Here is a 24775-nt window from a genome sequence, read left to right as displayed (position 1 = left end):
GCGGCTTCTCCGGCGGCGGCCGGTTCTGACCGGTCGCACTCCCCCGCACCGATCCGATCCGGCCCGACCCGACCACCGATCGACCACACACGACCTGACCGACCAGACCATCCACAGGACTTCCACGAAAGGGAACAGCAATGGCCAAGCAGACCATCTTCGGACGCATCTCCACCCTCGTGCGCGCGAACATCAACCAGATCATCGACGACGCCGAGGACCCGCAGAAGATGCTGGACCAGCTCGTGCGCGACTACACGAACAACATCGCCGACGCGAAGACGGCGATCGCGCAGACGATCGGCAACGTGCGCCTGCTCGAGCAGGACCACGAGGAGGACAAGAAGGCCGCGGTCGAGTGGGGGCAGAAGGCCGCCAACGCCTCCGCCGCCGCCGACAAGTACCGCGCCGAGGGCAAGGCCTCCGAGGCGGACAAGTTCGACAACCTCGCCAAGATCGCCATCGGCAAGCAGATCGCCGCCGAGCAGGAGGTCAAGGACGCCGAGCCGAACCTGGCGTCGCAGAACGAGGCCGTCGAGAAGCTCAAGACCGGTCTCGCCGGCATGGAGCAGAAGCTCGAGCAGCTCCGCGCCAAGCGCGACAACCTCGTCGCCCGCTCGAAGACCGCCGAGGCACAGTCGCGCGTGAACGACGCCCTCGGCAACATCGACGTGCTCGACCCGACGAGCGACCTCGGCCGCTTCGAGGAGAAGGTCCGTCGCGAGGAGGCCAAGGTCCTCGGGCAGCAGGAGCTGCAGTCCTCGAGCCTCGACGCCCAGTTCGAGAGCCTCGAGGACGTGGGCAAGGACGCCGAGGTCGAGGCCCGGCTCGCCGCGCTCAAGTCCGGCGGCTCGTCGACCATCTGACCGACGCACTGACGACGCCGGACCCCAGCTGACAGACTGAGACGATGCAGTTCCTCGTGGTCGGTCAGTGGCAGGGTTCGGCGTCGTCGCGCGCGATGCGCCTCGGGGACGGCGCCGCGGCCATCGCCGCCGACCTCCCCCGGGCCGCGACGACGACGGTCGAGGTCCCGACCGGAGCGGGCGACCGGCTCGAGACCGCCGTCGCGCGGTACACGTCGGTGCTCGCCGTCGCCGAACGCGTCGCCGAGGAGACCGCCGTCGCACCCGAGCCCGTGCTCGTGGTCGGCGGCGACGGGGCGAGCGTCCTCGGCGCGACCACGGCGCTCACCCCGGACACCGCCTTCGTCCGCATCGCCGGCTCCAGCGGCTACCGCGCCCTGAACCGCGCCCAGCCCGTCGCCGCCGAGACCGCCGCCCTGCGCCTGCTGGTCGACCGCCCCGCCGACCTGTTCCCCGGCCTGCCGGTCGTCCCCGCCGCCTCCGTCGTCGTCGCGGGCGTCCGCGGCGTCGAGGAGGCCGAGCGCGCCGCCCTCGACCGTGCCGGTGTCACCCACCTCGACGTCGACGCCGCGACACCGGACGCCGTCGCCGCCGCGGTCGACGCGACCGGGGCGTCCGCCGTGTTCGTGCACGTCGACCTCGACGTCCTCGACCCCTCGGAGGTCGACGGCCTGCTCGAACCGGTGCCGTTCGGCCTGGACGGCGGAGCGCTCGTCGAGCGCATCCAGGCCGCGACCCGCGGCCGCCGTCTGGCGGGTGCCGCCCTGACCGGGTTCGCCCCCGTCGACCCGAGCCGGGCCGTGGACGACCTCGGCGTGATCCTGCGCGTCGTCGGAGCGGTGACCACCGCCTCCCGGACGGCCTGAACCGGCGCCGACGCACCCGGCAGAACCGATGCCGGTCCGCGTACGCTCAGGGGCATGACGGACTACGACCTCATCGTGATCGGCGCCGGCGCAGTCGGCGAGAACGTGGCGGACTACGCCAGGAAGCGCGGCCTGTCGGTCGCCGTCGTGGAGGCCGAGCTCGTCGGCGGCGAGTGCTCGTACTGGGCGTGCATGCCGTCGAAGGCGCTCCTCCGCAGCGGCCACGCCCTCGCCGCGGCGAAGCGACTCGACGGAGCGGCCCAGGCCGTCACCGGTTCCCTCGACGCCGCCCGCGTGCTGGCCCGCCGCAACTCGTTCACCTCGGACTGGAAGGACGACAGCCAGGTGGCCTGGCTCGAGTCCTCCGGCATCGACCTCATCCGCGGGCACGCGCGCATCACCGGCGAGAAGACGATCGAGGTCGACGGTGTGACGCACCGGGCCCGCGCCGCCGTCGCGCTCGTCACGGGATCGCTGCACACCCTGCCGCCCGTACCGGGTCTGGCCGAGGCGAAGCCGTGGGGCACCCGCGAGGGCACGAGCGCCCAGCAGGTGCCCGAGAGCCTGCTCGTCATCGGCGGCGGCGTCGCCGGGTCCGAGCTGGCGACGGCGTGGGCGTCCCTCGGCGCGGAGGTCACCCTGGTCGCGCGGCACGGGCTGCTCGGCGGCATGGAGCCCTTCGCGGGCGAGCTGGTGGCCGACTCCCTGCGCGAGCTCGGCGTGGACGTGCGCACCGGCGTCAGCCCGACCCGGGTGGACCGCGACGAGCACGGCCTCGTCACCACCACCCTCGACGACGGCACCACCGTCATCACGAGCGAGGTGCTCGCCGCGACCGGTCGAGCAGCACACACGAAGGACCTCGGCCTCGAGACCGTCGGACTGACCGCCGGTGACTGGCTCGACGTCGACGACACCATGCTCGTGCACGGCACGGACTGGCTGTACGCCGTGGGCGACACGAACAACCGCGCACTGCTCACCCACCAGGGCAAGTACCAGGCGCGTGCCGCGGGCGAGGCCATCGCCGCCCGGCACCAGGGCACGCCGCTGCACACCGAGCCGTGGGGTGCGCACGTCGCCACCGCCGACCACGCCGCCGTGCCCCAGGTGACCTTCACCGACCCCGAGGTCGCGAGCATCGGCCTGACCGAGGCGAAGGCCCGCGAGCAGGGGTTGAACGTCCGCGCCGTCGAGTACGACCTCGGCGCCGTCGCCGGCTCCGCGCTGCAGGCCGACGGCTACACCGGCCGGGCGAAGATGGTCGTCGACGAGGACCGGAAGGTCGTCGTCGGGGTCACGTTCGTCGGCCAGGACGTCGCCGAGATGCTGCACGGCGCCACCGTCGCCGTCGTCGGCGAGGTCCCCGTGGACCGCCTGTGGCACGCGGTGCCGGCGTACCCGACGATGAGCGAGATCTGGCTGCGCCTGCTCGAGACGTACGGCCGCCCGGCCTGATCGTGCGCAACCCGTTCGTCGACTCGCTCGTGTCCCGGGCGGGCTGGGTGTTCGCGACGGGTGTCGGGTTGGCCGTCGGTGTCCCCCTGTCCACCGGACGCGTCCGGGTGGTCGACGGGCTCGTGGTCTGCACGGGGCTGCCGCGCTGGGTGTTCCGGCGCGGCGGCACCTGTGTCGGCTCGGTGTACCTGACGCGCGACAACGACGGCCCGCGGGTGCTCCGGCACGAGCGGGTGCACGTGGAGCAGTGGAAGCGGTACGGCATGCTCATGCCGCTGCTGTACGCCGTCGCCGGGCGGGATCCCCTGCACAACCGGTTCGAGGTCGAGGCCGGCCTGCGCGACGGCGGCTACGTCCGCTGATCCGCGCGTACGTCATCGAGGTCGCACTCCGTCCCGTTCCGACGCCGGCGGAGCGGGAGTTCGTGCGACCTCGGCGCGGTGGCCGGTGCGCCCGACTGGTCACGACACCCCGCCGGCCTCGCGGTGATGGGTCACGAATCGTCGCGTGCGGTGCCGCCGGACGACGGTTCGTGACCGCTCGGCGGCAGCATGGCCCCGGCGGACTCGGCGGCGGCCAGTGCGTCAGGCGGCGGGGCGGCGGGGCACCACGAGGGGGGTGCCGGTCTCGGGGTCGGGGACGACGACGCACGGCAGGCCGAAGACCTCCTCGACCAGGTCGGCCGTCAGCACCGCGGCGGGCCGGCCCTGGGCGACGATCGACCCCTCGCGCATCGCGATGACGTGGGTGGCGTACCGCGCGGCCTGGTTCAGGTCGTGCAGCACCGCGACGACCGTGCGACCGGCGGCGTGCAGCGCCGAGGCCAGTTCCAGCACGTCGTACTGGTGCGCGATGTCCAGGAACGTGGTCGGCTCGTCGAGCAGCACGATGTCGGTCTGCTGCGCGAGCACCATCGCGATCCAGACCCGCTGCCGCTGGCCGCCGGAGAGCTCGTCGACACTGCGGTCGGCGAGCGACACCGTGTCGGTCTGCTCGAGTGCCGCCTGCACGGCCTGCCGGTCGGACCCGGACGACGGGTGCAGCAGGTCTTGGTGCGGGAAGCGACCGCGGGACACGAGGTCGCGCACGGTGATGCCGTCGGGCGCGATCGGGGTCTGCGGGAGCATGCCGACCCGCCGCGCCACGGCCTTCGGGCGGTACGAGTCGATCGGCGCTCCGTCGAGGAACACCGTGCCGGCCCGGGGCTTCAGGGTGCGGGCAAAGGACTTCAGCAGCGTGGACTTGCCGCACGCGTTCGGGCCGACGATGACGGTCAGCTCGCCGTCCGGCACGTCGACGTCGAGGGTGTCCACCACCACCCGGTCGTCGTACGCCAGGGTCAGGCCGCGGGCGCCCAGGGCCGTGGTCGGGACGGCACCGGGCACGGCACCGACCGTGCCCGCCCCCGGCATCAGTGCTCGGCCCTGCCGTGCCGCCAGTACCCCATGAACGCGACCTGCTTGCGGTCGATGCCGACACCGCGCACCAGGTGGCGACGGAGCTCCTTGACGCAGCCGGCCTCCCCCGCGATCCAGGCGTAGACCGGGCGCTCGTCCACGGGAGCGGGGACGTCCCACAGCACCTGCTCGTCGACGTCGACGTCGGTGAGCTCGGCGGCCGGCTCGCACGTGGCGGCGGCCGCGGGTGCGACGGTGGAGGCCCATGCGTGCACCTGGTCGGTCATCCGGACGCCGTGCGTGGCACCGTTCCGGGCGATCCAGCGGACCTCGACCCCGGCGGGGGCGCGGACCGGCAGGCGGTCGGCGTCGGTCGGGACCTCGATGAAGACGTGGCCGACGGTGGAGACGTCGAGCGCCTCGAGGATGGCGCAGATCGCCGGGGCGGCGGTCTCGTCACCGGCGAGCAGGATCCGGTTCGCGTGCCCGGGGGCGAACTCGGCGGCCCCGGTCGGCAGGTCCTCCGGGGACTCCGGCACGCGCGGCCCGACGATGCGGAGCTCGTCGCCGACGCGGCAGGACGACACCCAGCGCGACGCGGGGCCGGCGTCGCCGTGCGCGACGAAGTCGATGTCGAGCTCGTGGGCGTCGGGGCGGAACGAGCGGACCGTGTAGGTGCGGAGCGGGTTGCGGGTCTCGTCGGGCAGGGCACGCCAGGCGGCGTACCAGTCCTCGTCCTCCGGCAGCTCGGCGAACCCGATGCCGTCCAGGGGCAGCACGACCTTGATCCGCTGGTCGAGTCCGACCGCCGAGAAGTCGGCGAGCGCGTCGCCCGTCAGCGTCACCCGGACGAAGTGCGGGGTGAGGGACGTGACGGCGGCCACACGGACGGAGAAGACGCGATACCGGGTTGCCACGAGATCGAGTATGGCATGCCTTACCTAACGTCTCCAGACCCCGGACGGTGCGAGGATCGTCCCGTGTCCGAAGCCCCCGACGACGAATTCGCCGACCTGGCCGCCCTCGCCCGCGCGAGCGGCGTGACGGAGCCGCTCCGCGCCTCCCGGCAGGTGGTCCGCACCACGGACGGGCAGGAGATCTCCGCGATCCGGTGGGGCGACGACGGTCAGGAGGCCCGGATCACCTACCTGCACGGGCTCGGCATCGACGCGCACAGCTTCGACCAGACCGCGCTCGCCGTCGGCGAGCCGGCGGTCGCCATCGACCTGCCCGGGCACGGCTGGTCGTCGTGGCGGGACGACGCCGACTACGCGGCAGCCGTGACCGCACCGAGCGTGCTCGCCGCCCTCGACGCGTTGGCGGTGCCCCCGGGGATCGTCGTCGGTCACTCGCTCGGCGCGATCCTGTCGGCGCGGCTCGCCGCCACTGCGCCGGAGCGGGTCACCGGCCTGGTGCTCGTCGACATGTCGCCGGACTTCGCGCAGCGGGCCGTCGACCGGATCGCCCGGGCGCTCGAGGCCGAGGAACCGTTCGAGTCGCTCGAGCAGGTCGTCGACCGGGCGGTCGAGGCGCGCGTCGGGGACGACCGGCAGGTGCTGCTGCGCGAGGCCCGGCACACCACGAGGCTCGGCGCGGACGGTCGGCTCGTCCGGCGACACCACTTCCCGCACCTGCCCGCCGGACGGACGTCGTCGGTGGGGCGGTTCGCGGACGCGTGGCCCGACCTCGACGCACTGCGGGTGCCGATCCTGCTCGTCCGTGGCGACCGTGGGTACGTGTCCCCCAAGCTGCACGCCGGGTTCGCCGAGCGTCTGCCGGACGCCGAGATCGTCACCGTGACGGCGCGGCACGCGGTGCAGAACCAGGCACCCCTCGCACTGGCGTCGGCGATCCGGGCATGGGCGGAGCGTCACGGTTTGTTGCACCCGATCGAAGAACCGTCGCCGGACGGCAGCAGCCGCCGGTAACCTCGTGCGAGCGCGAGGCCCGATCACCGCCCTCGCGCCCGGAAGGAACCCACACCCCATGAGTCCGCTCCTGCCCCGCCGCACCGCGCGCACCACGCGCCCCACGCGATCCGGCCGTGCTGCCCTGGCCGCCACCGCGGTCGCCGTCGTCTCCGCCCTGGCCCTGACCGGCTGCTCGGGTCCGTCCGGCACCACCGGTGGCCCCGACGCCACGGTGCGCGTCGGCCTGGTGCTCGAGCCCACGAGCCTGGACATCCGCACGCAGTCCGGCGCCGCGCTCGACCAGGTGCTCATCGACAACGTGTACCAGGGGCTCGTCGGCCGCACCGCCGAGGGTGACATCCGCGACGTGCTGGCGTCCTCGCACGAGGTCTCGGACGACGGGCTGACGTACACGTTCACCCTGCGCGAGGGCACCACGTTCCAGGACGGCGAGCCGGTCACCGCGGCGGACGTCGTGTGGTCGCTCGAGCAGGTCAAGGCGAACGAGTCGTACGTCGACTCCGCCAAGCTGGCGGGTGTCCGGTCGATCACGTCCCCGTCCGACGGGGTGGTCCGACTGCAGCTCGCGAAGCCCGACTCCGACCTGCTCTGGAACCTCACGGGTCGGGCCGGGCTCGTGCTCGAGCAGGACGCCGAGAACGACCTGTCCGACAGCGCGAACGGCACCGGACCGTTCGAGGTCGCGAGCTGGAAGCAGGGCGACGCGCTGACCTTCGACCGCAACGACGACTACTGGGGCACGAAGGCGAAGGTCGCGAAGATCGTCTTCCGGTACATCACGGACCCGTCCACCGCCGTCAACGCGATGGCGAACGGTGACCTCGACGTCCTGAACCCGGTCGACGGCACGCTGCAGAGCCAGCTCGAGGGCAGCGACGACATCACGCTGCACAGCGGCAAGACGACGGACAAGTACACGCTGGCGTTCAACGACCGCAAGGAACCGTTCACCGACAAGCGCGTGCGGCAGGCGATCCGGCAGGCGATCGACCCGAAGGCGCTCATCACGGCGATCGGCGGCACCGGTGTCGAGCAGGGCGGCCCGATCCCGGAGCTCGACCCCGGCTACGAGGACCTGACCGACATCGACGCGTACGACCCCGCGAACGCGAAGCAGCTCCTGGCCGACGCCGGGCAGGAGGACCTCGACCTGACGCTCACCTACGCGAACATCTACCCGACCACGATCGGTGACGTGCTGAAGTCGCAGCTCGCCGACGTCGGGATCACGCTGACCGTGAAGCGCGTCGACTTCGCCACGTGGCTGTCCTCGGTGTTCCAGGCGCCGAAGTCGGGCGAGCGGGACTTCGACCTGTCGGTGGTCGACCACGTCGAGGCACGCGACTTCGGCAACTGGGCGAACGCGGACTACTACTTCGGGTACGACAACCCGAAGGTGCAGGAGCTCTACGCCCAGTCCATCGCCGCGACGGACGAGCGGACGAAGGTCGACGCCCTGCGGAAGGCCGCCCGCATCGTCAGCGAGGACGCGGCCGGCGAGTGGCTCTACACAGCGACCGAGATCACCGCGGTGCGCTCGGGTGTCACGGGCTTCCCGGTCGACGGCGGCAACTCGCGCCTCGACCTGGCGGGGCTCGCGGTCAAGTGACCGAGCGTCACGCCGGCACCGGAGCACCGGTGTCGTGACCCGGTTCCTCATCGGGCGGGCGCTCCTGCTCGTCGTCGGCCTGCTCGTGGCGAGCGTCATCATCTTCGCCACGCTCCGCGTGCTGCCCGGTGACGTCGCCCAGGTCGTCGCCGGCACCCAGTCGACCCCGGCGCAGGTGGAGCAGCTCCGCCAGCAGCTCGGGCTCGACCGGCCCGTCGTGGTGCAGTACCTCGACTGGATCGGCGGGGTGTTCCGCGGCGACCTCGGCCGCTCCCTGGTGACGAACGGTGCCGTCGCGCCGGAGATCGCGCAGAAGCTCGCGATCACCCTGCCGCTCGCCGGCATGTCGCTCGTCGCCGCGCTCGTCGTCGGGGTGCCGCTCGGGGTCGTCGCCGCCGTGCTCCGCGGCCGCCCGGGCGGTGCGGTGATCGGCTTCGCCGCCCAGGCCGTGGCCGCGGTGCCCGTCGTCTGGGCCGGCATGCTCCTCATCGCCCTGTTCGCGGTGACCCTGCACTGGTTGCCGACCCAGGGCTTCCCGCTCGACGGCTGGTCGGAGCCCGGGCGGGCGTTCGCGTCGCTCGTGCTGCCCGCGCTGACCATCGGAGCGGTCGAGGGTGCCGTGATCCTCCGCTTCACCCGGTCCGCCACACTGTCCGTGCTCGACGCCGACCACGTGCGGACCGCCGCCGCGATCGGCCTCAGCCGCACGCAGGCGCTGCTGCGGCACGGGCTGCCGTCGGTGGCCCTCACCGTGCTCGCCGTGCTCGGGGTGCAGATCGCCGGACTGCTCGTCGGGGCCGTCGTCGTCGAGCAGCTGTTCTCGCTGCCCGGGGTCGGCCGGATGCTCGTGACCGACGTCGGGCGCCGCGACATCACGAAGGTGCAGTCCGAACTGCTCGTGCTCACCGGGCTCGTGCTGCTCGTCGGGTTCGCCGTCGACGTCCTGCACCGCACCCTCGACCCCCGCCAGCGAGAGGTGCAGGGATGATCCGCCGCCTGGTGTCCCGTCCGACGGGGGCCTTCGCCGTCGTCGTGCTCGGCCTGCTCGTCGTGCTCGCAGCGGTGTCGCTCGTGTGGACGCCGCAGGACCCGTTCCGCGCCGACCCGTTCCACCAGTGGGAGGGCCCCGGCGCCGCGCACTGGTTCGGCACCGACGCCGCCGGCCGCGACATCGCGAGCTACCTGCTCGCCGGCACCCGCACCACCCTGCTCGTCGCCGTCGGCTCCGGGGTGATCGCGAGCGTCGTCGGCATCGTGCTCACCGCGATCGGCTCGCTCACCGCACGCTGGGTGCGCGAGGGCACGGCGGTCCTGCTCGACATCCTGGTGGCGTTCCCGACGCTGCTCACGGCCATGCTCCTGACCGCGGTGTTCGGCGGCTCGCTCGGCGTCGTGATCGTCAGTGTCGGGCTGTCCTTCGGGGTGACGATCGCCCGCGTGGCCCGGGGCGAGATCCGCCGGATCGCCCGGAGCGACTACGTCACCGCTGCCCGGGCCTCGGGGGTCGGCGGTGCCGGGGTGCTGTTCCGCCACCTCGTGCCGAACGCGGCGCCCCTGTTCACCGTGCAGCTGTCCCTCGCGATGGCCACGGCCGTGCTCGCCGAGGCCGGCCTGTCCTACCTGGGCTACGGCGCCGGATCGGACACGGCGTCGTGGGGCAGCCTGCTGTCCGACCTGCAGACCTACATCGGAGTGCACCCGTGGAGTGCGACGTGGCCGGGGGCGGCGATCGCCCTCGTCGTCGCCGCGCTGTCACTGCTCGGCGACGCGGTGCGCGACGCCTCCGACCCGCGGCTGACGACCAACGACCGGGCTGCGAGTGACAGCACGACGAACGACCGGGCCGCGGGCGACCGGAGCGGCGACCCGGCCACGACCACTCCCGGGGTGACCGCATGACCGCCGACGCACGGGACGGATCCGGCGCAACCGGCACCGCCCCGACCACCCCAGCCTCCGGGCTCGAGGTGCGCGGGCTGTCGGTCCGCATCACGGGGCGGACGATCCTGGACGACGTCACGTTCACCGTGCCTCCCGGCCAGCGCGTCGGCGTGATCGGCGCGAGCGGATCCGGCAAGTCCATGACCTCGCTCGCCCTGATGGGGCTGGAGCCCGCCGGTGCCGTCGTGACCGGCAGCATCCGCCTGGACGGCACCGAACTGGTGGGCCTGCCCGACCGCGAGCGCGCGCGGCACCGCGGATCGGGCATCGCGATGGTGTTCCAGGAGCCGGGCACGGCCCTCGACCCGCTGCGGCGGGTCGGCGCGCAGATCGCGGAGCCACTCCGGCTGCACCGGGGGCTCGACCGACGCGCCGCACGTGCGGCGGCCGTCGAGCTCGCCGCCTCCGTGGGCCTGCCCGATCCGGGATCGCTGCTGCGGCAGTACCCGCACCAGCTGTCCGGCGGGCAGCGGCAGCGGATCTGCATCGCGATGGCGATGGCCGGTGAGCCGTCGTACCTGGTGGCCGACGAGCCCACGACGGCGCTCGACGTCACCACCGAGGCCCGCATCCTCGACCTGTTCGAGCACCTGTCGGCCGGCATGGTGTTCGTGACGCACGACCTCGCCGTGCTCGCACGCATCGCCGACACCGCCGTGGTGCTCGACGCCGGCCGGGTGGTCGAGCAGGGTCGGGTCGCCGACCTGCTCGCCGCACCGCAGCACCCCGCCACCGTCGCGCTCGTCGACGCCGCCCGCGCCACCGCCCGTCGCCCTGGAGGCTCCGCGTGACCGACGTCCTGCACGCCACCGGCCTGCACCGCACCTACCGGCTCCCCCGCCGCGGTCCGTTCGAACCCGGTCCGCTCCGCACCGCCGTCGACGGCGTCGACCTGACGGTCGCCCCCGGCGCGCGGCTCGGCATCGTCGGCGAGTCGGGGTCCGGCAAGTCCACCCTGGTGCGGCTGCTCGCCGGTCTGGAGGCCCCTTCCGCCGGCACCGTCGTCGCCTCCGGTCGTCCGGTGGTCGCGTCACAGTCCGCAGCTGCGATGCGCTGGTTCCGTCGCGAGACCGGGGTGGTGTTCCAGGACCCGTACGCGTCGCTCGACCCGCGGATGCGCGTCGGCGCGATCGTCGCCGAGCCGCTGCGGGCGCTGCGGGTCCCCGGGTCGCACGAGTCACTCGTGGCGTCGGTGCTCGAGCGCGTCGACCTGCCCGCCGACGCGGTCGACCGGTACCCGCACGAGTTCTCCGGCGGGCAGCGGCAGCGCATCGCGATCGCCCGTGCCGTGGTGCACTCGCCGCGGATCCTGTTCGGGGACGAGCCGATGAGCGCCCTCGACGTGGTGGTCCGCGCCCGGGTGATCGAGCTGTTCCGGTCGCTCGCCGACGACCTCGGGCTGACCCTGGTGCTGGTGTCGCACGACATCGGCGTGGTCCAACGGCTGTGCGACACGGTGGCGGTGATGTCCGAGGGCCGGATCGTCGAGCACGGGCCGGTGTCGTTGCTCGACGCGCCGCAGCACGCGGTGACGCAGGCGTTGGTGGCGGCGGCGCCGACGCTGCCGTAGGGGCGCGGGCGCGGGCGCGGCGGCAGCGGGCAGATTCTGCGACGTTCCACGAGTCGATCGACGCGTGGTCCGTCGGAACATGCGCACGCAACCGATGCATGTGCACACTCCGACGGAACACGAGTCGATCGACGGGTGCTCGGTCGGAAGATGCGCACGCACGGACGGCGCCGCGTGGCGCCGCGCGCGCGACCCGGCACGGGCCTCCCGTCAGGCGGTCCAGGCGGCCGGGTGCCGCCGCTGCCACCGCAACCGGCGCTCGAGCTGCGCGCCGATCGCGAGCAGGACGCGCTCGCCACCGGGGCGTCCGATCAGCTGGACGCCCATCGGCAGGCCGCCGCCGTCCGGGTGGTCGTCGTCGGTGACCCCGACCGGCAGGGTGATGGCCGGCAGCCCGGACACGTTCGCCATCGACGTCCACGGCGAGTACGCGCACTGGCGGCGGAAGTCCTCCTCCGGGTCGTCGCCGTACCAGCCGAGGGGCCGCGGCGTGAGCGCGAGCGTCGGTGTGAGCACCGCGTCGAACCGGTCGAACGCGCCGATGAGCGTCGTCGAGAAGGTGTCGAGCGTGGTCATCGCCTCGAGGACCTGCGTGCCGGTCAGCGCCCGACCGCGTGCGACGAGCCACGCCACGAGCGGGGTGAGCGCCGACAGGTCGATGCCGGGCACCATCGGCAGCCGGGCGGCGGAGCTCTCCCATGCGACCCGGAACGCGTCGGCGTAGGGCACGCGAGGCATCCGGACGTCCTCGACGCCGTGGCCGACCTCGCCGAGCACCCGCACGGCGGTCTCGACGGCGGCTCGGGCGGCGGGGTCGACGACCACGTCGACGGTGTCGTCCCACGGCGAGCCGTCGAGCAGCCCGATGACGAACCGGCCCTCGCCGCGGACGGCCGCAGCGGTGAACGGCCCCTCGCCGACGTCGGGCGTGACCAGGGCGTACGGCGACGGTTCCGGCAACCCCGTGGGCGCGACCAGGGCGTCGAGGAGCATGCCGGCGTCCGCGACGGAGCGGGTGAGCGGCCCGGCGACGGACAGCCCGCCGACGCCGGAGCGGCCGGGCATCGACGGCACGCGGCCGCGGCTCGACTTGAGGCCGACGAGTCCGGTCGCCGCGGCGGGGATTCGCACCGATCCCCCGCCGTCCGAACCGACCGCGGCGGGCAGCAGCCCGGCAGCGACGGCGACGGCCGCACCGCTCGACGAGCCGCCCGGCGCGCGCGTGGTGTCGTAGGGGTTCCGCGTCACGCCGAGCCGGGTCTCGGACGACGACGACATGCCGAACTCTGGCGACGCCGTCTTGCCGAGGCTGACGGTGCCGGCTGCGTCGAGCGCGGCGACGAGCGGGTGGTCGGCCGACGCGGGCCGCTCCGGCAGGCTCGTGGTCCCGTTCCGCGTGGGGACCTCGGCGCGGTCGTACAGGTCCTTGTCGGCGGACGGGAGGCCCCACAGCGGTCGCGACGTCGGCACCAGGTGACCGAGACGGTCGGCTCGCGTCCGTGCCGCGTCCGCCGTGACCGTCACGAATGCGCCGAGTCCGGCGTCCAGGCGTTCCACGCGGCCCAGGTAGTGCTCGGTGACCTCGAGGGCGGTCGCCTCGCCCCGGCGGATCCAGTCCCAGAGTTCCTGTGCGGAGAGGTGGTGGAGTTCGAACACGTCTCCGAGCCTAGGCGTCGGCGGCCGGTACCCTTCGGTGGTGGACTCCCCGCTCCCCTCCGGCACGACGAAGCGCCGGCTCGAACTCCGGCTCGTGCGTCCCCCGTTCACCTGGTTCGCCCGGCCGACCGTGACGATCGACGGCGTCGGCCAGCCGGCGCAGTGGGGCACCGGAACGTGGGCGGTGCCCGACGACGGCGACACGGTGGTCGGCGTGTACCTGTACAACCGCGTGTGGCGGTTCGGCGCGGTGTCGGTGACCGTCGGGCGGACGGACGTCCTGGAGTACCGGGCAGGACTCCTGCCCGTGGGCGCGGGACGCCTGGCGCCGCCGCAGGGCTGAGGCCGGGAGCGCCGGCTACTCGAACATCTCGGCGAGCAGCGCGTGCGGGTCGCCGTCCACCACGTGCGCCGACCGTCGCTCGGGCCAGTGGGTGGTGCCGTCGTCCGGCCAGCACGGCACGACGTGGAGGTGCAGGTGCGGCACGCTCTGGCCCGCGTCCGCGCCGGAGGCCTGCAGCAGCACCGTGCCCGTCGCGCCGAGTGCACCCTTCATCGCACGGGCCACCCGCTGCGCCAGGGCCGTGGTGGCGGCGAGCGCCGTGGGCCCGGCGGTGAGCAGGTCGGCGGTGTGCTCGACCGGGACGACCAGGGTGTGGCCGGGAGCGAGCGCGGAGTCCGGCAGCGGCGCGAACGCGACGGCGTGCTCCTCGCGCTCGACCCACACGGCGGGTTCGTCGCCGGCGATGACGGCACAGAAGACGCAGGAGTCCATCGGCCCAGTCTGCTGCACGTGGGCGGGGTGCTCCGCGTGGGACGATGGGCGCATGACCGCCACGCTCGTCGCCAAGGGCCTGTCCGGCGGGTACGCCGCTCGCACGCTGTTCGACTCCCTCGACCTGACGGTGGCACCCGGCGACGTGATCGGGGTCGTCGGGGTGAACGGTGCCGGCAAGTCCACCCTGCTGCGGTTGCTCGCGGGGGTCGACGAGCCCCTCGCCGGCACGGTCTCCCTGGCGCCGACGGACGCGTTCGTGGGCTGGCTGCCCCAGGAGCACGAGCGCATCGCGGGCGAGACCGTCGCCGCGTACATCGCGCGACGCACCGGCTGCGCCGAGGCGACCGCCGTCATGGACGCGGCCGCTGCGGCGCTCGGCGACCCCGACGCCGGCGATGCCGCGGCCGACCGGTACTCGGCAGCGCTCGATCGTTGGCTCGCCGCGGGCGCCGCCGACCTGGAGGACCGGATCCCGGCCGTGCTCGCCGACCTCGGGCTGGAGCCGGGCACGGGCGCCGACGGCTCCGGTGCGGACGGCGTCGGTCCGGACTCCCTGATGTCCGCGTTGTCCGGTGGGCAGGTCGCCCGCGTCGGACTCGCCGCGCTGCTGCTGTCGCGGTTCGACGTCGTCCTGCTCGACGAGCCGACGAACGACCTCGACCTGGACGGGCTCGACCGGCTCGAGGCGTTCGTGCGCGGGCTGCGCGGCGGGGTGGTGCTCGTCAGCCACGACCGCGAGTTCCTGGCCCGCTCGGTGACCGCGGTGCTCGAGCTCGACCTGGCGCAGTCGTCGAACCGGCTGTTCGGCGGTGGGTACGACTCGTTCCTCGAGGAGCGCGAGATCGCCCGGCAGCACAAGCGTGATGCGTACGACGAGTACGCGTCCACCAAGGCCGACCTGGTCTCCCGTGCCCGGACCCAGCGGGAGTGGTCGAGCCAGGGCGTGCGCAACGCGATGAAGAAGAACCCGGACAACGACAAGATCCGTCGTCGGGCCGCCTCGGAGTCGAGCGAGAAGCAGGCGCAGAAGGTCCGGCAGATGGAGTCCCGCATCGCCCGGCTCGACGAGGTCGAGGAGCCGCGCAAGGAGTGGCAGCTCGAGTTCACGATCGGCAGCGCGCCCCGCTCGTCGGCGGTCGTCGCGACACTGTCCGACGCCACCTTCACGCAGGGCGACTTCACGCTCGGTCCGGTGTCGCTGCAGGTCGACGGCGGCGACCGCATCGGCATCACCGGGCCGAACGGCGCCGGCAAGTCCACCCTGCTGCGGGCGCTGCTCGGCAAGCAGGCGCCGACGACCGGCACCGCGTCGCTCGGGTCGAGCGTCGCGGTCGGCGAGGTCGACCAGGCCCGTGCCGCGTTCACCGGCGACCAGCCGCTCGCTGCCGCGTTCGAGGCGGTCGTCCCCGAGTACACGACCGCCGACGTCCGGACGCTGCTCGCCAAGTTCGGCCTCAAGGCGGACCACGTCGGACGACCGGCATCGGCGCTCTCCCCCGGGGAACGGACCCGCGCCGGGCTGGCCCTGCTGCAGGCCCGCGGGGTGAACGTGCTCGTGCTCGACGAACCGACGAACCACCTCGACCTGACGGCGATCGAGCAGCTCGAGCAGGCGCTGGAGTCCTACGACGGCACCCTGCTGCTCGTGACGCACGACCGGCGCATGCTGGAGACGGTGCGGCTCGACCGGCAGTGGCGCGTCGAGGGCGGCCGCGTCACCGAACGCTGAGACACGACCGAGGGGACACACTGTGCGACGGACCACCTGGATCGCGACGACCGCCGGCGCGGTGGCGATCGTCACCGTCGCCGTCGTGGTGGGGGTGACGGTCGGAGCCCCGACGCCGGAACCGACCCGTGCGGCACGAGCGACGGCGACCGTCACACCCACGTCGACGCCCAGCCCGGAGCCCGCGCTCGCCGCCGTCCCCGCCGCACCGTCCGACGCCGCACTGGCCGCGCTGCCGTTGGCGTTCCACGACGCCGTCGTCCCGCAGCTGCTGGACGGCGGTGACGTGCAGCCCGAGGACACCTGGCGGATCGCGACCCCGCGCACGCCGCTCGTCGCCCTGTACGCGAGCCCGTCGAGCCGGGCCCGCCCCGTGGCGACCCTGTCCCACCTGGTGTCGACGATCAACCGGCCGGCGGCGACCGCGGTGTGGGGTCGCTCCCCCGGCGAGGACGGCGGGATGATCCTGGTGTCGACGCCGTCCCGCAACCGCACCCCCGGCGACGGCGGCGACCCCGACGCGCCGAGTGCGACGTTCGCCTGGGCCCGGGCGGCCGACTTCACCATCACCCGGACGGACCGGATGATCACGGTCGACGTGACGGCGAGCACGGTGTCCGTCGTCACCCGTGGCGGCGAGGTCACCGCGACCGAGGCCGCGCGGCTCGGCACGCCGGAGGACCCCACACCGACCGACACCGCCACCTACGTCGAGGCCGCCTACGTCGACACGCGGGTCACGTACACGCAGGGCAACCCGATCATCCTGACCGGCGCGCACTCCTCGCGGATCCCGTCGTACGGCGGGAACGCGGCGCTGACCGCGCTGCACTACTACCCCGACCCGACGGGCAGCTCCCACGGCTGCGTGCGGATCTCGGCGGAGATGACCCGGACCCTCGCCGCCCTGCCGGTCGGCACGCCGATCCGTTTCACCTGAGCACCGAGGACGACGGGGCACCCACGAGCCGGCCGTGGCCGGTCCGTCTGTCCTGCCCGGGCCGTGCCCGATCAGCCCCTCGGGATCGGGACCAGTCCGAGGCGCTCGACGACCTCGGCGCTCTCCTGTTCCGGCGTGCGGTCGGCGGCGATGGTCAGGTGGGCCTCGTCGGGCTCCGGCACCTCGAGCGTGGCGAGCTGCGACCGCAACAGCGACGTCGGCATGAAGTGCCCGGACCGCTGCGACATCCGCTCCTCGATGAGGGCACCGTCACCGGCCACGTGCACGAACACCACCCCGGGCGCCCGCAACACGTCACGGTACGAGCGCTTCAACGCCGAGCAGGTCACGACCCCGTTCGTCCCGGCGTCCAGGTGCCCCCGGATCCAGTCGGCGACGACCTCGAGCCAGGGCCAGCGGTCCTCGTCGGTGAGCGGGGTGCCGGCCTGCATCTTCGCGACGTTCGCCGCCGGGTGCATGGCGTCGCCCTCGGCGAACGCCCACCCGAGCTGCTCGGCCACCATGGCGGCGACCGTGGACTTGCCCGACCCGGACACCCCCATCACGACCAGGACGCGGGCGTCCGGGCCGGCGGTGGTGGCCTCGGCTGCTGCGGTCACGTCGCTCATCGGATGAACACCCCGGCCAGCAGCACGCCGAGCAGGCCGAACACCGAGATGAGGCACTCGAGGACCGTCCACGTCTTGAACGTCTGCCCGACGGTCGTGTTGAGGTACCCCTTGACGAGCCAGAACCCGGCGTCGTTGACGTGCGACAGGAACACCGATCCGGCACCGATCGCCAGCACGAGCAGCGACGTCATCGGCGACGACAGGTCGGCGGCGATCGGCGCCATGATGCCCGCGGCCGTCACGGTGGCGACGGTGGCCGACCCGGTGGCCACGCGCACCAGCGCCGACACGACCCAGGCGACGAGCAGCACGGAGATGCCGGACTCCTGCACGGCGTCGGCGATCACCCCGCCGATGCCGGTGTCGATGAGCACCTGCTTGAAGCCGCCGCCGGCACCGACGATGAGCAGCACGCCCGCGACGGGCGGCAGGGCGCTCTCGAGCGACTTCGCCACGGCCGAGCGGTCCATGCCGCCGCCGATCGCGAAGAAGACCATGGCGTAGACCGCGGCGATGCCGATGGCGATCATCGGCGACCCGAGGAAGTCGAGCAGGCTCACCCACGAGCCCGTGGCCTCCGGGGCGGTGGCCTCGCGGATCGCCTGGGCGAGCATGAGCACGACCGGCAGCAGGATGCCGAGCAGCGCGACGGTGAACGAGGGGCTGCGCGGCTCGCTGATGACGCGGGTGAAGTCGCTCTTGCCGTTGGGCAGGGACGCCGTGTCCTGCGTGGCGGGGCTTCGCCGGGCCTCCCGTCCAGGGTGGGCGGGGTCGTCGGCGAAGGCGCCGGACGCCGAGCCCGAGCCGGGGCCGGCCGTGGCGACCGCGCCGCGCGAGCCGAACATGTCGGGTGCGGGGATGTCGACCCAGCGCGCCGCGAAGCGGGCGAACAGCGGACCGGCCAGGACGATCACCGGGATCGCCAGCACGATGCCGAAGGCGAGCGTGGTGCCGAGGTTCGCGCCGACCGTCGAGATCGCGACGAGCGGTCCGGGGTGCGGCGGGACGAACGCGTGCATCGTCGACAGGCCGACCAGGGCGGGCACGGCGATCTTCATGATCGGCACCTCGCTGCGCTTGGCGACCAGCACGATGATCGGAATGAGCAGCACGAGGCCGACCTCGAAGAACATCGGCAGACCGATGAGCGCTCCGATCAGGGCCATCGTCCAGGGCAGCGCGGCCCGGGACGACCGGCGCACCAGGGTGTCGACGATGCGGTCGGCCGCCCCGGAGTCGACGAGCATCTTGCCGAACATGGCGCCGAGGCCGACCAGGATCCCGACACTCGTCATGGTCGCGCCGAAGCCGTCGCCGAAGCTCGTGACCGCCTTGTCCGGTGCGAGCCCCGCGCCGATGCCGACGCCGAGCGCACCGATCACCAACGCGATGAACGGGTGCACCTTGAGCCAGGTGATGAGCGCGATGATCACCACGATGCCGACGACCGCGGCGATGATCAGCTGCGGGACGGACCCCGAGGGGTCGACGGTCTCGGTGGTGCCGCCACCGGCGGCGAGGACCAGCCCGAGGTGGTGCGGTCCGGCCGGGTCTGACAGAGCGTGAGGCATCAGCGCCCCTTCCTGGAGCCGCACCTGCGCGGCTCCGTCGCCTTCGTGTCGGGGTCGGACCGACGCATCGGCCGACCCCGCAATAATCTGATTTATCAGAGTGTACGACGGGTGCCGCGCGCCGTCCGCCCTCGGCGGCAGTCTGCCGCTTCGATGGGACCCACGTCACGGTCGCTCGTGACACGTACTGCACGGAGGAACGATGCCCACCGCACGCGGCCTGTACGCCCACGTGCTCGAGACCCTCGGGCAGCGGATCGTCGACGGTGTGCTGGTGCCCGGCGACGTCGTACGGCCCGAGCACGTGGCCGACGAGTTCGGCGTGTCGCGGTCGGTCGTCCGCGAGGCGCTCCGCGTGCTGCAGTCGCTCGGCCTGGTCGAACCCCGACAGCGTGTCGGCACACTCGTGCGCGGCATCGCCACGTGGGAGTTGCTCGCACCGACGGTGATCCGGTGGCGGGGCGCGTCGCCGGCGTACTTCGTGCAGCAGCGCGAACTGCTCGAACTCCGCCTCGGTGTCGAACCGGTGGCGGCGTCCCTCACCGCCGGCGGGCCCGGGGCCACTCCGGTGCTCGAGGCCGCGCGGGACATGCTCGACGCCTGCGGGCGGCAGGACGGCCACGCCTACCTGGAGGCCGACGTCCGCTTCCACCGCGCCCTGCTGACCGGGTCGGGGAACGCCGTGTTCACCCACTTCGCCGGCACCGTCGAGGCACTGCTGCGCACCCGCACCTCGGAGTCCCGCGATCCCATCACCGGGTGGACGCGCGAGGCAGCCCTCCGGCACGAGGCCGTCGGGCTGGCGGTGGTCGACGGCGACGCGGAGGCCGCCGCCGCCGCGGCGTCGGCGCTGGTCCGGGTGACCCGCGACGAGTTCATCGCGGAGGCGCCGTCACGCTGAGGCGCCGGGCGTGCTCGCACGGAACGTGACCACGGGACGGACGGGAGGCCCGGGGCGGGGCCGTCCCGCGCCTCCCGTCCGGCGGGCTACCGACGGCGCGCGAAGAGGCGCGGGCCGCGCAGCCGGAGGCGCATCGTGACGGTGCCGAGCCAGCGGTCGTACTTGTAGCCGACCTTGCCCATGCGACCGACCTCCTCGAAGCCGAGCCGCTCGTGCAGCCGGATCGACGCCTCGGCCTGGCGGTCCGCGATGACGGCGACGACCTCGCGGACGCCCGCGGCGCGGCACTCGTCGAGCAGCGCCTCCATGAGCGCACGACCGAGCCCCTTGCCGCCGGAGGCCGCGCCGAGGTAGATCGAGTCCTCGACCACGTGGTTCGAGCGGTCGCGCGGGTTCCAGGCGTCGACCAGGGCGTACCCGAGGATCTGGCCGGCGGGGTTCTCCGCCACCAGGAACGGCAGGGTGCGCCGACGGATGTCGTCGTAGCGCTGCTTCCACGCGGCGAAGGTGAACGCCGACGGGTCGAAGGTCACCGACGAGTTCCGGACGTAGTGCGTGTGGATCTCGCGGACGTCGGGCAGGTCGCTCACCTCGGCCGCACGGATGCGGTACGCGAACGCGGTCTCGGCCGCCGCCGGGGCACGCAGGTGACGCGGCAGGACCCGCCGTCGCTGGTATTCCTCCTCGAGCACGTTCCGAGCCTACTGAGGACGGCACCCGGCCGCGCGAGCGGAGAGCGAGTGCGCAACCCGGGTGCCCCGCGCCGGCGGGCCGCCTAGGCGCCGGGCAGTGACCAGTCGACGGGCTCGGCGCCCTGCGCCTCGAGCAGCGTGTTCACCTGCGAGAACGGTCGGCTGCCGAAGAACCCGCGCGAGGCACTGAGCGGGCTCGGGTGGGCCGAGGCGACGACCGGGGTGTCACCGAGCAACGGCCGCACCGATCCGGCCTGTGCGCCCCAGAGCACGGCGACGAGCGGCGTGCCGCGCGCGACCAGGGCGCGGACGGCCTGGTCGGTGACGGCCTCCCACCCCTTGCCACGGTGGCTGCCGGCATCACCCGCACGCACCGTGAGTACCCGGTTGAGCAGCAGGACGCCCTGGTCGGACCACGCCCGCAGGTCACCATGCGGGGGCGGGGTCACGCCGAGGTCGTCGGACAGCTCGCGGTAGATGTTCGCCAGGCTGCGCGGCACCGGGCGGACGGCCGGGTCGACCGCGAACGACAGACCGATCGGGTGCCCGGGCGTCGGGTACGGGTCCTGACCGACGACCAGGACCTTCACGGCGTCGAACGGGGCCGTGAAGGCGCGCAGCACGTCGGCGCCGGCCGGCAGGTACGGGCGACCGGCGGCCGTCTCGGCCCGCAGCCAGTCGCCCATGCGGTGCACGTCGTCCTCGACGGGGGCGAGCGCCGCTGCCCAACCCGGGTCGACCAGGTCGGCCAGGGGTCGTGGTTCCACGACGACTACGCGCCCATGGTGGCGACGGAGACCGATTCCTCGCCGGCGACCACACGCCAGACGCTGCCGGTCCCCCGGACCTCGAGGGCGCCCTCGCCCACGACGAGCGTGGTGTCCTCGTCGATCGCGAGCCCGGCCGCGACGAACTCGGCCTCGGCGCTGGCGATCAAGCGGGTGAGCGTGCCGGCCTGCACGGCGTGCACGTCGATGGTCAGGTCGACCAGGCCGAGGCCCTCGCGGAGCTCGACCTCGTCGAGCCCCTCGGATGCGCCCTCGGGGCAGATCTCGACGCCACCGATGCGCCATCCGCCCACCAGGGCACGGTCGGCCGCGATCATCGCACCGGCCGAGTAGCCCAGGTAGGGCAGGCCGTCGGAGACGAGCAGCCGGAGCTGGTCGACGAGCGGGGCGACCGCCGTCAGGTAGTCGGGGGTCACGCCGCCGCCGACGACCAGCGCGTCGACGTCGCTCAGCACGGCGGTGTCGAACGCCTGACCGGCAGCGACCTCGGTGACGAGCACCTCGGCCGCACGGGCGCCGCCGAGGACCTCGGCGATGTCGGCGGTCGACGAGGGGCTGGCGCCGTCGGGACGGGCGACGGAGAGCAGGGCGATGCGCGGGACGGTCCGCCCGACGGCTGCCGAGCGCGCGGTGGCCTCGGCGAGGAACGGTGCTGCGGCGTCCGAGGCGGCGAAGGGTCCGCCGCCGACCAGGTGGATGCTCACGACTCGGCCGTCACTGGTGCGAGGGCGCTCCAGGGGAACGTGATCCAGCCGTCGACCCGGCGCCACACGTGGTCCGGTTCGAGGACGGTGCCCGGCTTGGAGTACAGGCAGGCGCTGCGGACGTCGGCCCCGGCGTTGCGGACGATGTCGACCACCAGGCGCAGGGTGCGGCCGGAGTCCGAGACGTCGTCGACGACCAGGACCCGCTTGCCCGCAAGGCTCGGGGCGTCGAGTGCCGGCGTGAGGACGACGGGCTCCTCCAGGCGCTGCTCGACGTCGGTGTAGAACTCGACGTTGATCGAGCCACACTCCTTGGTGCCGAGCGCGTAGGCCACGGCACCGGCGATGATCAGCCCGCCGCGGGCGACCGCCACGACGACCTCGGGCTCGAACCCGGAGGACAGGACGTCCTTGGCGAGCAGGCGTGCGGCGTCACCGAACTCCAGCCACCCGAGCACCTCGGGCCCGCTCGTCACGGTCACGGTCGACTGAACCGACGCCGTGGGCTCGGGTTCGCTGCTGATCGGCATCCGACCACGGTACCGGCAGGGAGCCCGCGCCCGCGACCCGCGACCACCGCCCGGGCGCTGCGCGCGGCGTCGTGCTCCGGCTCAGCGCGGGGTGAGCGGCCCGCGCGCCAGCTTGTGCTGCGCCGACTGCGCCACCGGTCGCAGGGTGACGAGGTCCAGGTTGACGTGGGCCGGCAGCTCGACCGCGTGCACGATCGCCTCGGCGACGTCCTCGGCCACCAGCGGGTCCGCGACGCCCTCGTACACCGCGGCGGCCTTCTGCGCGTCGCCGCCGAAGCGCGTCAGCGAGAACTCGTCGGTCTGCACCATGCCCGGCGCGATCTCGACCACCCGGATCGGTTCGCCGTTCAGCTCGAGGCGCAGCGCCCCGACGAGGGCGTGCTCGGCGAACTTCGCGGCGTTGTACCCGCCGCCGTTCTCGTACGCCACGAAGCCGGCGGTGCTCGTCACCGTGACGACGTCCGCTCCCCCGGTCGCACGGGCCCGGTCACGCAGGTGCGGCAGCAGGGCCGAGACGACGCGCTTCGTGCCGATCACGTTGACCTCGAACATCGCCCGCCAGTCCTCGACGTCGGACTCCTCGACGCTCGCGGACCCGAAGGCACCGCCGGCGTTGTTCACGAGGACGTCGGCACCGCCGAGCTCCGCCACGCGGTCCGCGAGCGCCGAGACGTCGGCCGCGCTCGTGATGTCCGCCACCAGGACGTCCGCCCCGGTCTCCGCGGCGAGCGCCTCGAGCTTCGCGGCGCGGCGGGCGACGGCGAGCACGTCCCACCCCCGCGACCGGAACAGTCGGACGGTCGCCGCCCCGATGCCCGAGCTCGCTCCGGTGACGACTGCGCGCCGTGCTGCCATGTGATCTGCCTCCTGCGTCGGTGGCCGGGCGCACGTGGCCCGGCTCGCCCACCGTACCGAGCGGGACGGCGCCGGGCCGACCATGTCACGATCCGGTAACGTGACCGACGATGACGACGGACGCCGCCCCTCCCGCGCCCTCGGCCCCCGCGACGCACCTCGAGCCCGGCCGGACGCCCCGACGGATCCCCATGTGGGACACCGCGCGCTTCGTCGCGGTCACGCTCGTCGTGATCGGGCACGCGATCCAGCGCCAGACCCCCGCGAGCGAGCACGCCCTGGCGCTCTACACGTTCATCTACGCGTTCCACATGCCCGCGTTCGGCGTGATCAGCGGCTACTTCTCGTCGGCGGACACCCCCACCGCCAAGCGCATGCGTCGCACGATCACGGACATCGTCGTGCCGTACATCATCATGCAGACGATCTGGACCGTGGTGCAGGGCATCGTCGAGGGCGGCAAGGACTTCAACCCGACCCAGCCGACGTGGACCCTGTGGTTCCTGCTGGCCCTGGGCATCTTCAAGCTGATCCTGCCGTACCTGGCGCAGCTGCGGTGGCCGCTGTTCTGGGCGGTCGTGTTCAGCATCGGCGTCGGCTACTTCGACAACGTCGACTCGACGCTGTCGCTGTCCCGCGCGATCAGCCTGCTGCCGTTCTTCCTGCTCGGGTGGCAGGTCAAGCAGTGGGGGCTGTTCGACCGCTGGTACGAGGCGTCGCGCCGCACGGTCGTCCGGGTCCGCGCCGCAGCGGTCGTGGTGTTCGCGGCGTGGGCGGTCTCGTGTGCGATCTGGATCCCGCAGTTCAAGGAGTTCGACCTGCACCACTGGTTCTTCTACGACGACTCGTACTCCGGGCTCGGCGAGGACGCCTGGTGGGCGGGCGGCGTGCGCTTCGCCCTGATGCTGCTCGCGACGCTGCTCACCGCGTCGTTCCTGCTGCTCATCCCCCGGCGCACGGTCTGGATCACCCGGTTCGGCGCCGCGACGATGTACGTCTACCTGCTCCACACGTTCGTGCTCTACCCGATCCGGGAGTCCGGTGTGCTCGCCGGCGAGCACTCCGCGTGGCCGTTCGTGCTGCTGATGGTCGGGATCGCCTGCGCCGTCAGCCTGTTCCTGGCGCAGCCCTTCGTGCGGCGCGGCATGCGCTGGCTGCTCGAACCGAAGGTCGACTGGTTGTTCCGGAAGGACGAGGTGCGCTAGGCGCACCGAGCCGGCCGGGAGGCACGATCCGCCTCCGTCACGTCCGTTACGCCCCGAGGCGGGTGCGCTGGTGCCGGATCGGCCACGTGCGTACCGTGACGGTCGACGCAGCGTCGCCACGGGCCTCCCGGCCGACGGCGCGACCCGACGACCACC

The 24775-nt window shown here is 73.3% G+C and carries 26 protein-coding genes; 15 read left to right on the top strand and 11 right to left on the bottom strand.

What is annotated here, in order from left to right; all coding sequences use genetic code 11:
* Positions 1-140 precede the first annotated feature (140 nt).
* From LEL83_RS12885 to LEL83_RS12870, 4 genes are read left to right on the top strand one after another with little or no spacing between them, the layout of a single operon-like run.
* Positions 141-866, top strand: a complete 726-nt coding sequence (locus tag LEL83_RS12885; RefSeq protein ID WP_225559114.1) for a PspA/IM30 family protein — start codon at positions 141-143, stop codon at positions 864-866.
* 44 nt (positions 867-910) lie between these two features.
* Positions 911-1732, top strand: a complete 822-nt coding sequence (locus LEL83_RS12880) for an arginase family protein (protein WP_225559113.1) — start codon at positions 911-913, stop codon at positions 1730-1732.
* A gap of 54 nt (positions 1733-1786) precedes the next feature.
* The gene (locus LEL83_RS12875; protein WP_225559112.1) at positions 1787-3190 is read left to right on the top strand and encodes a dihydrolipoyl dehydrogenase family protein; all 1404 of its coding nucleotides are present in this window, start codon (positions 1787-1789) and stop codon (positions 3188-3190) included.
* Positions 3191-3192: 2 nt separating this feature from the next.
* Positions 3193-3552 (top strand): Fe-S oxidoreductase, encoded by a 360-nt coding sequence (locus LEL83_RS12870; protein ID WP_198656039.1) that lies wholly within the window; start codon positions 3193-3195, stop codon positions 3550-3552.
* Positions 3553-3774: 222 nt separating this feature from the next.
* On the opposite strand, the gene LEL83_RS12865 is transcribed toward LEL83_RS12870, so the two are convergent.
* Both LEL83_RS12865 and LEL83_RS12860 read right to left on the bottom strand, forming a co-directional pair.
* Positions 3775-4602 (bottom strand): ABC transporter ATP-binding protein, encoded by an 828-nt coding sequence (locus LEL83_RS12865; protein WP_372454458.1) that lies wholly within the window; start codon positions 4600-4602, stop codon positions 3775-3777.
* On the bottom strand, positions 4602-5504 hold the full coding sequence (locus tag LEL83_RS12860) for a siderophore-interacting protein (protein ID WP_225559110.1): 903 nt from the start codon (positions 5502-5504) through the stop codon (positions 4602-4604). Before LEL83_RS12860 ends, LEL83_RS12865 begins: the two co-directional genes overlap by 1 nt.
* Positions 5505-5567: 63 nt before the next feature.
* Between LEL83_RS12860 and LEL83_RS12855 the strand changes: the two genes are divergently transcribed.
* The 6 genes from LEL83_RS12855 to LEL83_RS12830 are packed head-to-tail and all read left to right on the top strand — an operon-like array spanning position 5568 to position 11638.
* On the top strand, positions 5568-6515 hold the full coding sequence (locus LEL83_RS12855; protein WP_225559109.1) for an alpha/beta fold hydrolase: 948 nt from the start codon (positions 5568-5570) through the stop codon (positions 6513-6515).
* Positions 6516-6573: 58 nt separating this feature from the next.
* The gene (locus LEL83_RS12850) at positions 6574-8127 is read left to right on the top strand and encodes an ABC transporter substrate-binding protein (protein WP_225559108.1); all 1554 of its coding nucleotides are present in this window, start codon (positions 6574-6576) and stop codon (positions 8125-8127) included.
* Positions 8128-8161: 34 nt separating this feature from the next.
* Complete coding sequence (locus LEL83_RS12845) at positions 8162-9115, top strand: ABC transporter permease (protein ID WP_225559107.1); 954 nt, start codon at positions 8162-8164, stop codon at positions 9113-9115.
* On the top strand, positions 9112-10026 hold the full coding sequence (locus LEL83_RS12840) for an ABC transporter permease (protein WP_225559106.1): 915 nt from the start codon (positions 9112-9114) through the stop codon (positions 10024-10026). Before LEL83_RS12845 ends, LEL83_RS12840 begins: the two co-directional genes overlap by 4 nt.
* Complete coding sequence (locus LEL83_RS12835) at positions 10023-10859, top strand: ABC transporter ATP-binding protein (RefSeq protein WP_225559105.1); 837 nt, start codon at positions 10023-10025, stop codon at positions 10857-10859. Before LEL83_RS12840 ends, LEL83_RS12835 begins: the two co-directional genes overlap by 4 nt.
* Positions 10856-11638 (top strand): ABC transporter ATP-binding protein, encoded by a 783-nt coding sequence (locus LEL83_RS12830; RefSeq protein WP_225559104.1) that lies wholly within the window; start codon positions 10856-10858, stop codon positions 11636-11638. Before LEL83_RS12835 ends, LEL83_RS12830 begins: the two co-directional genes overlap by 4 nt.
* 210 nt (positions 11639-11848) lie before the next feature.
* Here the strand turns inward: LEL83_RS12830 and LEL83_RS12825 are convergent, their stop codons facing one another.
* Complete coding sequence (locus LEL83_RS12825; RefSeq protein ID WP_225559103.1) at positions 11849-13294, bottom strand: amidase; 1446 nt, start codon at positions 13292-13294, stop codon at positions 11849-11851.
* A gap of 40 nt (positions 13295-13334) precedes the next feature.
* On the opposite strand from LEL83_RS12825, the gene LEL83_RS12820 reads away from it, so the two are divergent.
* Positions 13335-13637 (top strand): hypothetical protein, encoded by a 303-nt coding sequence (locus LEL83_RS12820; protein WP_225559102.1) that lies wholly within the window; start codon positions 13335-13337, stop codon positions 13635-13637.
* A gap of 15 nt (positions 13638-13652) precedes the next feature.
* Here LEL83_RS12820 and LEL83_RS12815 read toward each other — a convergent pair whose 3' ends face one another.
* Complete coding sequence (locus LEL83_RS12815) at positions 13653-14069, bottom strand: HIT family protein (RefSeq protein ID WP_225559101.1); 417 nt, start codon at positions 14067-14069, stop codon at positions 13653-13655.
* Positions 14070-14121: 52 nt separating this feature from the next.
* Here LEL83_RS12815 and LEL83_RS12810 point away from each other — a divergent pair, with 52 nt between their 5' ends.
* Both LEL83_RS12810 and LEL83_RS16290 read left to right on the top strand, forming a co-directional pair.
* Complete coding sequence (locus LEL83_RS12810) at positions 14122-15801, top strand: ABC-F family ATP-binding cassette domain-containing protein (protein ID WP_225559100.1); 1680 nt, start codon at positions 14122-14124, stop codon at positions 15799-15801.
* 22 nt (positions 15802-15823) lie between these two features.
* Complete coding sequence (locus tag LEL83_RS16290; protein ID WP_225559099.1) at positions 15824-16741, top strand: L,D-transpeptidase; 918 nt, start codon at positions 15824-15826, stop codon at positions 16739-16741.
* Between the two features lie 71 nt (positions 16742-16812).
* Here the strand turns inward: LEL83_RS16290 and LEL83_RS12800 are convergent, their stop codons facing one another.
* Both LEL83_RS12800 and LEL83_RS12795 read right to left on the bottom strand, forming a co-directional pair.
* The gene (locus LEL83_RS12800) at positions 16813-17361 is read right to left on the bottom strand and encodes a gluconokinase (protein WP_372454457.1); all 549 of its coding nucleotides are present in this window, start codon (positions 17359-17361) and stop codon (positions 16813-16815) included.
* A gap of 5 nt (positions 17362-17366) precedes the next feature.
* Positions 17367-18944 carry a GntP family permease gene (locus tag LEL83_RS12795; RefSeq protein WP_225559097.1) on the bottom strand — a complete coding sequence of 526 codons (1578 nt, stop codon included), beginning with the start codon at positions 18942-18944 and terminating at the stop codon, positions 17367-17369.
* A 202-nt stretch (positions 18945-19146) separates the two neighbouring features.
* Here LEL83_RS12795 and LEL83_RS12790 point away from each other — a divergent pair, with 202 nt between their 5' ends.
* On the top strand, positions 19147-19845 hold the full coding sequence (locus tag LEL83_RS12790; protein WP_225559096.1) for a FadR/GntR family transcriptional regulator: 699 nt from the start codon (positions 19147-19149) through the stop codon (positions 19843-19845).
* Positions 19846-19931: 86 nt separating this feature from the next.
* Here LEL83_RS12790 and LEL83_RS12785 read toward each other — a convergent pair whose 3' ends face one another.
* The 5 genes from LEL83_RS12785 to LEL83_RS12765 all read right to left on the bottom strand — a co-directional run bounded on the left by LEL83_RS12785 (position 19932) and on the right by LEL83_RS12765 (position 23414).
* The gene (locus LEL83_RS12785; RefSeq protein ID WP_198656056.1) at positions 19932-20537 is read right to left on the bottom strand and encodes a GNAT family N-acetyltransferase; all 606 of its coding nucleotides are present in this window, start codon (positions 20535-20537) and stop codon (positions 19932-19934) included.
* A gap of 83 nt (positions 20538-20620) precedes the next feature.
* Positions 20621-21304 carry a uracil-DNA glycosylase gene (locus tag LEL83_RS12780; protein ID WP_225559095.1) on the bottom strand — a complete coding sequence of 228 codons (684 nt, stop codon included), beginning with the start codon at positions 21302-21304 and terminating at the stop codon, positions 20621-20623.
* 5 nt (positions 21305-21309) lie between these two features.
* Positions 21310-22029: a Type 1 glutamine amidotransferase-like domain-containing protein gene (locus LEL83_RS12775; protein WP_198656058.1), complete on the bottom strand. Its 720-nt coding sequence runs from the start codon at positions 22027-22029 to the stop codon at positions 21310-21312.
* Positions 22026-22559 (bottom strand): phosphoribosyltransferase, encoded by a 534-nt coding sequence (locus LEL83_RS12770; protein WP_225559094.1) that lies wholly within the window; start codon positions 22557-22559, stop codon positions 22026-22028. Before LEL83_RS12770 ends, LEL83_RS12775 begins: the two co-directional genes overlap by 4 nt.
* Positions 22560-22640: 81 nt before the next feature.
* Positions 22641-23414, bottom strand: coding sequence for an SDR family oxidoreductase (locus LEL83_RS12765; RefSeq protein ID WP_225559093.1), 774 nt, complete (start codon positions 23412-23414; stop codon positions 22641-22643).
* Between the two features lie 110 nt (positions 23415-23524).
* Between LEL83_RS12765 and LEL83_RS12760 the strand changes: the two genes are divergently transcribed.
* Positions 23525-24619, top strand: coding sequence for an acyltransferase family protein (locus tag LEL83_RS12760; protein WP_198656060.1), 1095 nt, complete (start codon positions 23525-23527; stop codon positions 24617-24619).
* The last annotated feature ends 156 nt before the right edge of the window (positions 24620-24775 follow it).

The organism is Curtobacterium oceanosedimentum (assembly GCF_020297365.1).
Taxonomy (GTDB): Bacteria; Actinomycetota; Actinomycetes; order Actinomycetales; family Microbacteriaceae; genus Curtobacterium.
Note: the sequence above shows the minus strand (reverse complement) of the source record. Positions and strands in the feature narration are given on the sequence as shown.

Bases quoted from the DNA above. Each gene is read 5' to 3' on its own strand.
- LEL83_RS12760 (WP_198656060.1), top strand. From the start codon at position 23,525: ATGACGACGGACGCCGCCCCTCCCGCGCCCTCGGCCCCCGCGACGCAC.
- LEL83_RS12795 (WP_225559097.1), bottom strand. From the start codon at position 18,944: ATGCCTCACGCTCTGTCAGACCCGGCCGGACCGCACCACCTCGGGCTG.
- LEL83_RS12850 (WP_225559108.1), top strand. From the start codon at position 6,574: ATGAGTCCGCTCCTGCCCCGCCGCACCGCGCGCACCACGCGCCCCACG.
- LEL83_RS12880 (WP_225559113.1), top strand. From the start codon at position 911: ATGCAGTTCCTCGTGGTCGGTCAGTGGCAGGGTTCGGCGTCGTCGCGC.
- LEL83_RS12840 (WP_225559106.1), top strand. From the start codon at position 9,112: ATGATCCGCCGCCTGGTGTCCCGTCCGACGGGGGCCTTCGCCGTCGTC.
- LEL83_RS12810 (WP_225559100.1), top strand. From the start codon at position 14,122: ATGACCGCCACGCTCGTCGCCAAGGGCCTGTCCGGCGGGTACGCCGCT.
- LEL83_RS12790 (WP_225559096.1), top strand. From the start codon at position 19,147: ATGCCCACCGCACGCGGCCTGTACGCCCACGTGCTCGAGACCCTCGGG.
- LEL83_RS12770 (WP_225559094.1), bottom strand. From the start codon at position 22,559: ATGCCGATCAGCAGCGAACCCGAGCCCACGGCGTCGGTTCAGTCGACC.
- LEL83_RS12815 (WP_225559101.1), bottom strand. From the start codon at position 14,069: ATGGACTCCTGCGTCTTCTGTGCCGTCATCGCCGGCGACGAACCCGCC.
- LEL83_RS12885 (WP_225559114.1), top strand. From the start codon at position 141: ATGGCCAAGCAGACCATCTTCGGACGCATCTCCACCCTCGTGCGCGCG.
- LEL83_RS12865 (WP_372454458.1), bottom strand. From the start codon at position 4,602: ATGCCGGGGGCGGGCACGGTCGGTGCCGTGCCCGGTGCCGTCCCGACC.
- LEL83_RS12875 (WP_225559112.1), top strand. From the start codon at position 1,787: ATGACGGACTACGACCTCATCGTGATCGGCGCCGGCGCAGTCGGCGAG.
- LEL83_RS12765 (WP_225559093.1), bottom strand. From the start codon at position 23,414: ATGGCAGCACGGCGCGCAGTCGTCACCGGAGCGAGCTCGGGCATCGGG.
- LEL83_RS12835 (WP_225559105.1), top strand. From the start codon at position 10,023: ATGACCGCCGACGCACGGGACGGATCCGGCGCAACCGGCACCGCCCCG.